This window comes from Microbulbifer sediminum, assembly GCF_021729035.1.
GTDB classification, from domain to species: domain Bacteria; phylum Pseudomonadota; class Gammaproteobacteria; order Pseudomonadales; family Cellvibrionaceae; genus Microbulbifer; species Microbulbifer sediminum.
In genome coordinates, this window is sequence record NZ_JAJSAP010000003.1 from 111,025 (window position 1) to 123,177 (window position 12,153).

The window sequence follows — 12,153 nt, forward strand, 5'->3', positions numbered from 1 at the left end:
CTTGTCCACCTTCAGATTTATTAAAGTTCTTCAGCTACACCGGCAACGGTGAGTTGCCGAAAGACCAGCCCAAAATCACGGAGAGCAGCTTTCAGGTATTCGACGACCACTCTCTTCTCATTGACATCCATCTGCTTGCCGATCCAGATCGATACGCCACCCTCGCTATCGACCACCAGGTGCCCCTTGAGCCGCACCAGATAGGCCCGGAGACCGGCAATTTGCCGTGCAACGGCAGGGCCCAGGCGGGCAGCAACCGGCTGCATCACCCGCTGCCCCTCCGGTCGGGGGCCTATACCGCTGACCTGTTTGTAGGCACCGGTTACCTGATTTCCCGGTGCTGGCGGCATGGCATTGCCCTGCCGGGACAACTGGCCCGTGGGATGGGTGATGGCCGCTGCCTTGTTGTGTACGGATGCGGCTCGGGTCCTGCCAGCGATCTCCGGTCCCCCGGGCTGCGACACCTGACGCTCACCTGCTGCGGCCCTGGAGTCTCCACCGGAGTAGCGCGACTGCTGTTGGAGGAATTCCTTTTCCCAACCCAGGTCCCGCTTGTTGGAAACCAGGCTTCCTCCCGCGGTATTAGCCGCTGCCGGCAAGTCAACCACTTTCATGGGCAGCCCACGTTGTCAGGAAGTGCTCTTCACCGAGGCAATCAAGGCGCCGTTCATGACGCCGCTCCGTATCCTTTCGCAATTGCCCGATTCGCTCTTCATACTTCTTGCATTTGCCATCACGGCGCTGGATTGATCCCTTGAGGACGCTGGCGCGCTCGCGCAACCCGGCCAGCTCCGCCTGAAGCTCAACCTGCCGCTTCTCGCTGTAGGCAATGCTATCCGTGATCAGGGATAGCTGTTCCAGCATGAGCGGTGACAGATCCTGCCGCAGCAGCGCCCGGTACGCTGACTCCGCTGCGGCGATCTCTTCTCCAGCGTTGGCTTCCTGTATCTCTACCGTGCCGATTAAGGCATTCAGCTCCGCCAGATCCGCCATCATCTGCCCGATCTCGACGCGGCCCAGTTTCAGCAGGCTATGGATCTGTGCCAACTCACTCATCGCTCACCCAGAATGCCGGCCATCTGTTCATATACCCCGGCGCGGTCAATATCGGCACTGCCACTCTGGCGGAGAAGCTCATACAGGCGGGGAACCTGTTCAAGGGCCTGGTCCACCTCGGTATTGTGGCCCTCCTGGTAAGCTCCCAGACCAATGAGCTCCTTGCCTTCTATATATGCCTTGATCAGCCTCCGTGACTTTGCACACAGGGCCTGTTCCCGGGGAGTCTGGAGCTTTCCTGCCAACCGGCTGATACTGGAAAGGTAATCAATGGCGGGATAGCGTCCTTCGTTCGCTATCGCGCGACTCAGGACGATATGCCCATCCAGTATCGCACGCGCGCACTCCGCTACCGGGTCCTCCGCCTCTTCGTTCTCCACCAACAGGGTATAGACTCCGGTAATACTACCCGCGCCCTCTTTGCTGCCCGCTCGCTCTACCAGCTCCGGCAATAGCGCAAATACAGAGGGTGTATACCCCCTGGCGGTGGGCGGTTCACCAACCGCAAGGCCCACTTCCCGCTGTGCCATTGCCAATCTGGTCAGCGAGTCCATGGCGAGGAATACCCGCTTGCCCTGGTCCCGGAAAAACTCACTGATAGACATGGCCGTGAAAGCCGCATTGACTCGCATCACTGCCGGCTCATCCGCCGTGGCTGCAATGATTACTGTCCGTTCACGCTCTTCAGGGGCAACAACCTCTTCCAGGAAGTCCCGGACTTCCCTACCACGCTCACCAATCAAAGCGATGACGGTGATATCTGCATCTACTCCTGATGTCAGCATGCCGAGGAGGGAAGACTTTCCCACCCCGGCTCCGGCAAAAATACCAATTCGCTGCCCTTCACCAAGTGTCAGTAGACTGTCGACAGATTTAACACCAGTCTCCAGCACTGTATTCACGCGGCCACGTTCCATCGCCGATAAGGACCCAGCCCGCAGTGGCCGGTTCGTGCCTTCGGCTAGAGGGGCGCCATCGTCGATTGGTTGACCCATTCCATCCAGCACACGGCCGAGCATTTGCTCGCCTACCGAGACCTGCAGGACGGAGCGGCTCCGCTTGACAAAGCACCCAGGGTTAAGCCCGGTAAGGTCGCCATAGGGCAAGAGAATCACCTGGCCATCACGGAACCCCTTCACTTCCGCCTCCAGGCTATGGCCGCGTCCACTCGAGATAGTGCATGCTTCCCCGTAAAAGGCACCACGCACCTTTGCCTTCACACTGAGGCCCACGAACTCCTCCACCTTGCCGTAAGACTCCAGCAGGTCCGCCGATTTCAGTGCCTGGTTAAGTCTGTCAAGCATTCTGGGTCGCCAGATAGTCGGAGATCAGTTGTTGGACCTTGCGAAGCTGCGTCTCGTAGCCGGCATCAACAACCTCGTCCTCCACATCAACCAGTATTTCAAACGGCTTCATATCTGCCTTGCAGGTAACGGATGCGACCCGTGCTATTCGATCAAAAACAACACGGTTTCTCATCAGAGCGGCATGCACGTTCTCGGCCACGAGAACTTCCACCCGGCCCGGGCTACGCAACTCCTCAACGACCTTACAGATGCTATCTGCCAGGTAGTTTGGGTTGATGCGGCTTTCCCCGATAATCCGTGCCACTGAAACCGCAACTGTATCGGCGATGTTCTGCTGTATAAACGCACGATCTTCCTGCACTGCTGACTCAACCACCTTCACGAGCTCATCCAGCCCCTTGTTGTGGCGAACTTCCAACTCCTGCAACTTTTCTTCAAACGCCCTGGCCCCATCTGCACGCCCCTGTTCAACAGCAGCCTGGTAAGCCTCCTTCTCCCCCCGCGCAATGGACTCCTGAAGCTGTTCCAACTGAAGCCGGCTTTGCGATAGTTCTTCACGCAGGCGAGCAAGCTCTGTGTCCTTCTGCTGCACGAGCAATTGGAGTTCCTGCAGCGTTTCTGCTGTGGAACTGACTGCCTCAACAGGCGCACTCTCGGGATCCGGGCTCACACTAACCCCGGACAGCTCGCCGAGAAGTTTTCTCTTAGCGCTGGCTGACATCATCTACCTCATTGGCGGCGCCACAATATTCTTGCAATGCCTGGGCAAGGCCTGGCGGAAAAGTTTGATCATCGCCTGACAACAATTTCTCCACACGCCGGATGAGCGTGGCCGAACCACCAGGCAACATTCTCGCCAGATTCGATGAACGATTGAAATCCGCTGTTAGCGCCGGTCCGGCAACCGCGCCAGTCCCGCAGGATACAGACTCAAACCTGGCAAAATAGCCCTCCAGAACCTTCCTGCGTGATTCCGGAATCTGCGACAGCATTCTCTCGCGCTTCCTCCGTGGGAGCAGGAAAAGGTCAATGGCCAGTTGCTTTTCATCTATCACTGTATTCCACCACATTATCTGGCAGCTCCGCCCACTGCTGAAGCTGACGGGACACCCTGCGTACTCTCGACCGCTCTGCAAACATCCTGGCCAGCATCATTAAAGCCCCTATAGCCAGCAGCAGGCCAACTGCGATCAGGATGTATTGCGAAGGAACAGGCATTTGAGGCTCCCGCTGCGTGCTGTTGACAACACCGGGAGCCGACTCCTCATTATATTTCTCAAAAGCTTTCTTGAGCGCAATGCTATTCTTGATAACTGTAACCGTGTCTCCACGTTCCGGCTTCATGCCCAGAACAGAGGAGACGAGCTCTTGCACGTCGTTGACCTGGATATCCTCCAGCGCTTTGTCGACGACTACTCCGACGCTGAGCCTGGCGATCTCGTATCCCGCATACTCAGTATTACTGATCTCACGACCGTACTCGTAACTCACTTCCCTGGATTTTTCGCGGCTACCCTGTTCATCACCCACCCCCCGACTCTCGGTCTCGCGGATATTCCTGATCCCGGTTCCGTTCTCCGGTGATATTGGTCGCTCGGTCTGCACAGTGCGATTATTCAACATCAAGGAAACATCGACGTGGGCGACATAATTCGACGGGCCGAGACTGCCGTCGAGAATACTGGCAAGCTTGCCCTGCAAATACTTTTCCGTACGAATCTTCTCACGTAACTGGCCGCCAACGGCTCCCTCCACAGAAGATGCGCCTGCCCCGAGCACATTGCCAGACTGATCCACAAGAGAGATATCCTGCGGCTGTATTTTAGGCACCGAGGACTCCACCAGCTTCTTTATACCGGCAACCTGGGATGCGCTGATTTCCTTTCCAGGATCAAGGTACACAGTAATTGAAGCCGAGACCTTCTCTTTATCCTCAGAAAAGAGTTTCTTTTCCGGAAGCACCAGATGGACTCGCGCATGCCGGATATCATCGAGGGAGCCAATCGTCCGGGACAGCTCACCTTCGAGCGCGCGCTGGTAATTGACTCTCTGCGCAAAATCTGTAATACCGAAATCCGACTCGTTAAAGAGTTCGAAGCCAATGATCTCCCGAAAGGCATTGCCACTGTTCATTACTGTCTCTTTTGCCCGCGACAGATCCTGCTTGGCAACACTGATAGTGCCCTGGGCCCGGTCGATGCTGTGCTCGATTGAGCGCACACTTAGTTCGGCCGACACCTTATCGACCTCCTCTGGAGAAAGCTCCCGGAACAGCACCTCTTCCCCAGATGCCAACAACCAATAACTGGCCACACCAAGGAACACAACGATCAACGCGATACCGCCAAACAATAGCGGCCTACCCTCTGTAAACTTCATCAATAACCCCTTTAAATACAGGCTTAAACCTGCATTCGCATTATTTCCTGGTAACCCTCAAGCACTTTGTTTCGAACCTGCAGGGTTAGCTGGAAAGCCGTCCGACTTTTTTCAAGCTCGAACATCACATCGTGGATATTCTCAGCCTTACCCAATGCAAGGTCCTGCAGTGCAGACTCAGATCTCTGGATCTGGCCGTCCAGCTCACCCAACTGTTCCGCAATCCAAGAGGAAAAATCTTCAGGCTCAGCTTTCTGGAGCCTGGTTGGAACCAGGGACTCAACCCGAATCTCACTGATCGGCTCAATTGCCATAATTTAGCTCCCTATTTCCAGTGCTTGCTGAACCATTGCCTTGTATGCGTTGACCGCCTTCACGTTAGCCTCATAGGCACGGACAGAGCGCATCATTGTCATCATCTCGGTCAGCAGATCTATATTTGCGTACTTAACAAAACCATCCTTATCGGCGTGAGGATGGGCAGGCTCGAAGCTGACGCGATGCTCCTCCGCGCTTTCGAGAATTACAGCCTTCTCAGCGCCGTAGGCCGGAACTCGCCCAACCGCGTCAAGCTCCCGGGAGAAGCTGGAGCTGCCAGCAGGGACTGAAACCAGCGTCTTTGCACTGTAAGGCGACTCACCCGCCGGGCGGGTCCTATTGGCATTAGCGAGATTGGTCGCGACAAGCTCAAGCCGTGACTTCTCAATACTCATGCCCGAAGCACTGATATCAAATACTGATAGATAATCCATTTACTTTCCGCGCTCCCCGTTAATGGCCATCTTGACAAGGCCGCCATACTTGCCCATCGCCTTCAGGAGGGTCTGGTACTGTATTACCGCCTGATTTAGCCGGACCATTTCCATATCAAGCGATACAGCCGCATCATCTGTCTGGGTATAACTACTGGTACCCACTGACTCCTTGACTGCAGTTAACTCATCAACTGTAGAGCCACCCTTGTCCAATATCGCCTCGGCTTCCCGGTAAAGCCTGTCAAAATCCACCGTCATGGGGCTGTACCCGCGGCTGTTCGCATTAGCGATATTATTGGCAGAAAGCCGTTGGGACTGCAGGTTCGCGTCCAGCATCACCTTGACCAGCGCAGATGTGGCACCGGATAACTCATCTATCACTTGTACTCCCCCTTATTGAATGACCAGTTCAGCATGTAGCGCACCGGCGGCCTTTAATCCCTGCAATACCGTAATGATGTCCCTGCTACTCGCATTAACTTTCCGCAGTGCGGTAACTAGCTCAGCAACATTACTTTCCTGTGGCATGTTAATCATGACCGACTCTTCCTCGACCACATTGATCTCTGTATCAGGAACAACTTCGGTCCTGACATTTGGTAGGTTGTTTCTACCAAAGAAGACATTGGGTTGGGAGACGTAGAAATCGGTGCTTATGGATACCACCATATCGCCATGGGTAATCGTGGTAGGCGAAATCCTCACATCCCCGCCGGCTATCACCGTGCCGGTTCGCTCATTAAGCACGACTCGTGCACGGACATCGGGGCTGATGGTCAGGGATTCCAACTGGGCCAGAAACTGGTAGAGGCCGTTGTTACCCTGCTGCGGGGGATATACCTCGAAGGTACCCGGCCCCACTACAGAAGCAAACTCCCCACCAAAGCGGCTGTTCACTGCGTTAACAATCCTGCTGATCGTTGTAATATCAGGGCTGTTCAGGACATACGTGAGCTTTTTGTCACGCCCATTTGGTCCATTGGCCACGGCGCGCTCAATAATCCCACCATTGGCGATGGTTCCGGTTGTCGGGTGGTTTTTCTGTACCAGGTTGCCGTTCAGGTCGTATCGATAACCTCCGATTGAAAGAGCGCCCTGCGCGAGCGCGTAGATTCGATCATCCGGCCCCAGTAACGGGGTTGTTACCAGCGTGCCCCCCAACAGGGAACGCGCATCACCCATGGAGCTGACAGTCACGTCGATACTCGATCCCGGCTGGGCGAATGGAGGAAGCGATGCAGTAATCATTACCGCGGCAACATTTCGTGCCCGCAGATCCCGCGAATCGATGTTCAGGCCCAGGTTCTCAACCAGATTACTGATTGATTGCTTCGTGAGCCTGTTATTGTAACTATCACCGGTTCCTGCCAACCCTGTGACAACACCGTAGCCCACCAGCATGTTCGCCCTATCAGCCTTGAGCCTCGCAAGCTCTTTCAAGCGGACGCTTTCTGCTTCTGCATGCATTGGAACGCCGGCACCGACACATAGCAGGGCGCCGAACACAAGGCAGGAAAAGAAATTTTTCATCAAAACAACCACTCCAGCGCTCTAGAGATCAACCCCGGGGTTTCCTTGCGCGAAAGCAGTCCCTCACCCTGGAATTTTATATTTGAATCAGCCAGCCGTGTTGAAATCACAGTATTATCAGCAGTGATATCTTCAGGCCTGACCCTGCCCTCAACAAAAATTGTCTGGCTTTCATTATTAAGCGATATCACCTGACGTCCACGAACGAAAAGGTCGCCATTCGGCAGTATCGCTTCAACGGTGGTGCTTATCTTCCCTATCACTTCACCGGACCTTCTTTCGACGCCACCGCCATCAAATTCCGAGGATCCGCGAAAATCTCCGCCGACAGTGTTATGGGTATCAGAGGCCCTGACGGAGATCCTGGAGTTCTTTTCAGTGTCCGTATCGGCTTTACTCGTGGCACTTGCTGCTTCATAGATCAGGACTGTCAGCGTATCCCCCAGGAACCTCGCCCGATGGTCTTCAACCAGGGACTGGTATGTCTCGTCGGAGTACAGTGAGCCAGTTTCCTCCGGGTAGTCCTCCTCAGGCGTGACTTCATAGCCAGGCCCTCCGTTTGCAATCACAACACCCGAAGTGAACGCAAACACAAAAAATGCCCAGAGCTTTGCAAACTTGCTAGACCCCATTTTCTATCCTCCCCTGCTTTTCACCTGTCACTTTCATTGTCACAGGAGTATCCGATGTAGGGATGGCGACCATTACAGTTTCACCTATGATTCCATCCTCAAGTGCCAGGCCTTTCATTTTTATCGCGATCATTCCGCTGGCATATATCACTTGTACTTCACGGCTCTTAATTACCGCGGGAACAGGTTCGACGTCCTGTAAGGCTATCGGCTGCCCGGCACGGACAGGGCGCACCAGTCGTGTTCCCGCCAATTCTGTCAGGGAGCTGGCAACTTCCCCCCTGGCCAAGAGCACATCCACGGTCTTTCTGGCCAGCAGTCTGTCGGATATCTCGGTATTGCTGCGAATATCCGTCGCAGCGGTCATTGCCAGCTTCCAGAAAGAAACCGTAAACTTTATCCTCTGCTTCCTGATCAACCGGCCTGCCGAAGAGATCGACACCAATGCCGACATACTCTTGTGGAGCTCTGGTTGTTCGATCTGGATATCGAGGTCATATTCATCACCGGGCACCGATATTTCAGCAGGCGCAGCAAGAGATAACTCAAGGCTTTCCAGCGGTATACCAAACTTGCTCGCAATAGCGCCTCTGACTCTGTTCTGCAGCCGGCTTTTTTTAAGCTCTTTCTGCTCTCGGCTAATAGCCACCCGGGGAGCGCCGTCCCATTTGATGGCGGGTACTTCCAAGCCGGACTGCCGCAGGTAATACTGGACCTCCGCGCGACCAAACCTGTAAGTCCTGCCGGGCAACAATGGACCGCCTACAGGTATTTCGCTCAGGCGCATGTAGTCATCACCAAGCGCACCGCCGCCTCCGGTAAAGCCCTGCCCGGCACCACCACTGATCACAGCGATATCGCCGAGCACCGGATAGGCGGTATCTAACGAGACAGCGGGCTTCAGACTTAAAGAAACGACTGAATGCCCGCCGGCTGTCAAGATAAGGCTAAGTAATTGCGCAGGTATCATCAGCTCTTCAGGTTATTAATGATTTCGAGGACCTGGTCTGACATCTGCAACACCCGGGAGTTGGCCTGATACGCTCTTTGGGCCACCATCATGGTGGTGATCTCTTCAACCATCTCAACATTGGAACTTTCGAGATAACCCTGGCGAATTTTACCGGCACCAAACTCATCAGGCCGGGAGAATACTGGGTCACCCGATTTTTCTGTCCTCAGGTACATGCTGCCACCAACAGGGACCAACGCTGATTCACTCTCAAAGCGGGCTATCTCCAGGGTTCCAACCTGGACAAACTCCTGTGCCCCGGCGTACTTAACCTGGACCGAGCCATCCTGGCCAATTACAACGTCAGTGGCATCATAGGGAATTTCTGTGCCCGGATTCACCATTGCTCCACCAGAGGTGACAAGCACACCTTCGCTATTGACTTCGAAATGCCCGTTGCGGGTGTATGCGAAGCTGCCGTCTGGCAACTGCACCTCAAAGAAGCCCTGCCCATTGATCGCTACATCAAGCGCACGGCCGGTCTGTATCATTTCCCCTGAACTGAAATCTACATTCTGTTTTACAGCGGAGACACCTACGCCCTTTGCAGCAACCTCCTTCACATAAGGCACATGAAACGACTTCTCAACCTGGGTCGCCATCAACGATTCGAATGTCACATGGCTTTTTTTATAGCTATGTGTATTTAGGTTTGCGAGATTGTTAGACACCGAGTCAATCTGCTTTTGTTGCGCATGCATACCTGTGGCAGCGATAAAAAACGAATCAATCATAATATTCCCTAAAACTCACCCAGAGTTGTAATTGCTGTATCCATTAATGCATCGTAGTTACGAAGAACCTTCTGGGAGCTTTCTATACTTCTGACGGCAGACATCATCTTCTGCATTTCACCAAGTAAATTCACGTTAGATGCCTCAAGGTGAGACTGGAGTAGTTGGGGCGTAGCATGCCCCTGAACAGATCCCTCTCTGACCCGATACAGTCCTGGTGCCACCTCTTGGATCTGGCTGCTTTCAGCGGTCACAATTTCAAAGCGTGCAACTTCTTCGCCTTTGCTGAAAATTCGACCATCCTGTTTAACATCCAGGTCGCGATCCAGCGCATCAATTTGGCCCACAAGCGATACCGGCCAATTATTCGGGCCAACCAGCTGGCCCCCTTCTGCGATGCTGAACTGTCCATTTCTAGTCAGCAATTCTCCCCCCGGCGTTTCCAGCTTGAAAAACCCATTGCCGGCCAACGCAAAATCCAGCGACCGGCCAGTGGCTCGAATATTTCCGGGCGTGAAGTCGACATGGCTGTAGTGACTGGTATTTACCTGACCAACAGCCTGCCGATAAGTGTGCTCAAACGAAGGCTCCACCATTACCGAGCTTCTATATCCTGTGGTGCTCATATTTGCCACATTGTTACTGCTGATCGATATTTGCTCCATGCGCGCGGAGATATTGGCCTCGGCTATCGCCAGTAAGCTATCCATCGTTACTTAACCCTCAAACTGTGACCACACCGAAAGATTTCAGCTGGACGTTATTACTGACTTCATTCATCGACAATACTGATAACTGCGGTATTGCCTTGGATGAAAAGTCACGAAGATACGAGCGGATGCCATGATTACAGAGAAGGACTGGATTGATGTTGGCGGACATCATCTTCTCTACATTTCCGGCTATGCGCTTTAATAATTGCTCTGAGAACCTGGGGTCCATTGGAGCACGTCCCTCCTGTGCCCTCTGGAGGGACTCATTGACGGTCTTCTCTACCGCGGGATCCAGAACCATCACATACAAATCATTTTGTTCATTTGCCAGTTGCCGGCAGATCTGCCCTGCCAGACGCTCCCGGATCTGGCCTACCAAATAGGATGTTTCCCTGTTGATGCGAGCCTTATCGACAAGGACTTCCAATATCATCGGCAGATTCCTGATTGAGACATGCTCAGCGAGGAGGGCCTGCAGCACCTTCTGTACATCTGTCATTGTCATCAGGGAGGGGATTAACTCATCGATCACGCTGGTATAGTCCGGGCGCAACTGATTAACCAGCTGCTCCACCTCTTTACGTGTCAACAGCTCCGGGGCGCTGGTCTTGAGCACCTCGCTCAAATGGGTAATCAAGACTGTAACCGGATCTACAATCGTAAACCCACTGAGTTCGGCAAGCTCCAGCGAGCCCTCGTCAATCCAGCGCGCGGGCAGTCCGTATGTAGGCTCCCGGGTCTCTATCCCGTCTATCTCGTCACCAGCGTCGCCAGGGTTAATAGCCAGCCACTTGTCCAGGTACAGGTTACCTGCCGCAACGGGAACGTCATTGACAACGATCTGGTATTCGGTCTCCGAAAGTGACTCTCCATCAACCACCTTTACCGACGGGATCACGAAACCGGTCTCCCTGGCACTCTTTTTCCGGTAGCTAGCAATTCTTTCGTTAAAAGAACCGCCGTCAGAAAATGCCTCTGTCAGTCCGGTACCAATCTCGATAGCCAGGGGGTCAACGCCCAGTGCCTGGTAAGCACTCGGCTCTTCAGGAGCCTCCTCTTCCTCATTTGGCTCCGGCAACTGCCCCTTGGCAATCGCAAAGTACGTAAGGGCAGCCACAATGCCCAGGGCGGTAAGTACGGGTAACGCTGGCAGACCCGGCAGGAACAAGATCAGTAGCAGGGCCAGCCCGATCAATACCAGGATCTTGGGGAAAGAGGTAATCTGTCGACTGATCTCCTGCGATAGGAAGGCGTCGGAAGTCGCCCGGGTAACGATTATGCCTGTTCCCGTGGATATGATCAGGGCGGGGATCTGGGTGACAATCCCGTCGCCCACAGTTAACAGGGTGAACGTCTGAAGCGCCTCAGACCAGGCCATCCCCTTTTGCGCAATACCGATGGTCAAACCGCCAATGATATCGATCAGAATGATTATGATTCCTGCAATGGCATCGCCTTTAACGAATTTACTGGCGCCGTCCATTGACCCGTAAAAATTGCTCTCCTTCTCTATCTCTTGCCTGCGCCGCTTTGCTTCGTGCTCATCGATCAGGCCAATATTGAGATCCGCATCAATACTCATCTGCTTTCCTGGCATGCTATCCAGGGTAAATCTCGCCGACACCTCCGCAACCCGCTGTGCACCATTCGTCACCACCACATACTGCACGACAATTAGTACCAGGAAGACGATCAGGCCGATCACGTAATTCCCCGACACCACATGCTCGCCAATCGCACCGATGACCTTTCCGGCATCTGCGTCGTCCAGGATTAACCTGGTCGCAGCAATATTGAGGGACAGCCTGAAAAGTGTCGCCATCAGAAGCAGAGAGGGAAACGTGGAAAACTTGGTCGGTTTTTCAACGTAAAATGTCAACAACAGAATCAACAACGCAAACGCTATGTTGAGAATAAGCAGGAAGTCTAGCAATACTGAGGGTATCGGTGTGAAAAGGACCATCAGGATCCCGACCATCGCCAATACCAGCATCAAGTCACTGTGCCCGGAAAGAAGGCTTTTATTCCACTTCAT

Annotated in this window: 15 protein-coding genes; all 15 read right to left on the reverse strand. The window is 53.9% G+C overall.

What is annotated here, in order from left to right; genetic code table 11:
• Positions 1-20 precede the first annotated feature (20 nt).
• From LVD11_RS05560 to flhA, 15 genes are read right to left on the reverse strand one after another with little or no spacing between them, the layout of a single operon-like run.
• Positions 21-614, reverse strand: a complete 594-nt coding sequence (locus tag LVD11_RS05560; protein ID WP_237057166.1) for a hypothetical protein — start codon at positions 612-614, stop codon at positions 21-23.
• A complete protein-coding gene (locus tag LVD11_RS05565) occupies positions 601-1,056 on the reverse strand; it encodes a hypothetical protein (RefSeq protein ID WP_237057167.1) in 456 nt (151 codons plus the stop codon). The genes LVD11_RS05560 and LVD11_RS05565 overlap by 14 nt, the downstream gene beginning before the upstream one ends.
• On the reverse strand, positions 1,053-2,360 hold the full coding sequence (locus tag LVD11_RS05570) for a FliI/YscN family ATPase (RefSeq protein WP_237057168.1): 1,308 nt from the start codon (positions 2,358-2,360) through the stop codon (positions 1,053-1,055). Before LVD11_RS05570 ends, LVD11_RS05565 begins: the two co-directional genes overlap by 4 nt.
• Positions 2,353-3,087 carry a FliH/SctL family protein gene (locus tag LVD11_RS05575; protein WP_237057169.1) on the reverse strand — a complete coding sequence of 245 codons (735 nt, stop codon included), beginning with the start codon at positions 3,085-3,087 and terminating at the stop codon, positions 2,353-2,355. The genes LVD11_RS05570 and LVD11_RS05575 overlap by 8 nt, the downstream gene beginning before the upstream one ends.
• Positions 3,068-3,433, reverse strand: a complete 366-nt coding sequence (locus LVD11_RS05580) for a hypothetical protein (RefSeq protein WP_237057170.1) — start codon at positions 3,431-3,433, stop codon at positions 3,068-3,070. The genes LVD11_RS05575 and LVD11_RS05580 overlap by 20 nt, the downstream gene beginning before the upstream one ends.
• Complete coding sequence (gene fliF, locus LVD11_RS05585) at positions 3,408-4,742, reverse strand: flagellar basal-body MS-ring/collar protein FliF (RefSeq protein ID WP_237057171.1); 1,335 nt, start codon at positions 4,740-4,742, stop codon at positions 3,408-3,410. The genes LVD11_RS05580 and fliF overlap by 26 nt, the downstream gene beginning before the upstream one ends.
• A 23-nt stretch (positions 4,743-4,765) precedes the next feature.
• Positions 4,766-5,056, reverse strand: a complete 291-nt coding sequence (fliE, locus tag LVD11_RS05590; protein WP_237057172.1) for a flagellar hook-basal body complex protein FliE — start codon at positions 5,054-5,056, stop codon at positions 4,766-4,768.
• A gap of 3 nt (positions 5,057-5,059) precedes the next feature.
• Complete coding sequence (flgC, locus tag LVD11_RS05595) at positions 5,060-5,494, reverse strand: flagellar basal body rod protein FlgC (protein ID WP_237057173.1); 435 nt, start codon at positions 5,492-5,494, stop codon at positions 5,060-5,062.
• Positions 5,495-5,878, reverse strand: coding sequence for a flagellar basal body rod protein FlgB (locus LVD11_RS05600; RefSeq protein WP_237057174.1), 384 nt, complete (start codon positions 5,876-5,878; stop codon positions 5,495-5,497). It lies immediately after the preceding gene.
• 12 nt (positions 5,879-5,890) lie between these two features.
• A complete protein-coding gene (locus tag LVD11_RS05605; protein ID WP_237057175.1) occupies positions 5,891-7,027 on the reverse strand; it encodes a flagellar basal body P-ring protein FlgI in 1,137 nt (378 codons plus the stop codon).
• On the reverse strand, positions 7,027-7,659 hold the full coding sequence (locus LVD11_RS05610; protein WP_237057176.1) for a flagellar basal body L-ring protein FlgH: 633 nt from the start codon (positions 7,657-7,659) through the stop codon (positions 7,027-7,029). The genes LVD11_RS05605 and LVD11_RS05610 overlap by 1 nt, the downstream gene beginning before the upstream one ends.
• Positions 7,649-8,629 (reverse strand): flagellar basal body P-ring formation chaperone FlgA, encoded by a 981-nt coding sequence (gene flgA, locus LVD11_RS05615; RefSeq protein WP_237057177.1) that lies wholly within the window; start codon positions 8,627-8,629, stop codon positions 7,649-7,651. Before flgA ends, LVD11_RS05610 begins: the two co-directional genes overlap by 11 nt.
• Positions 8,629-9,405, reverse strand: coding sequence for a flagellar basal-body rod protein FlgG (flgG, locus tag LVD11_RS05620; protein ID WP_237057178.1), 777 nt, complete (start codon positions 9,403-9,405; stop codon positions 8,629-8,631). Before flgG ends, flgA begins: the two co-directional genes overlap by 1 nt.
• A gap of 8 nt (positions 9,406-9,413) precedes the next feature.
• A complete protein-coding gene (locus LVD11_RS05625; RefSeq protein WP_237057179.1) occupies positions 9,414-10,115 on the reverse strand; it encodes a flagellar hook-basal body protein in 702 nt (233 codons plus the stop codon).
• A gap of 13 nt (positions 10,116-10,128) precedes the next feature.
• On the reverse strand, positions 10,129-12,153 hold the full coding sequence (gene flhA, locus LVD11_RS05630) for a flagellar biosynthesis protein FlhA (protein ID WP_237057180.1): 2,025 nt from the start codon (positions 12,151-12,153) through the stop codon (positions 10,129-10,131).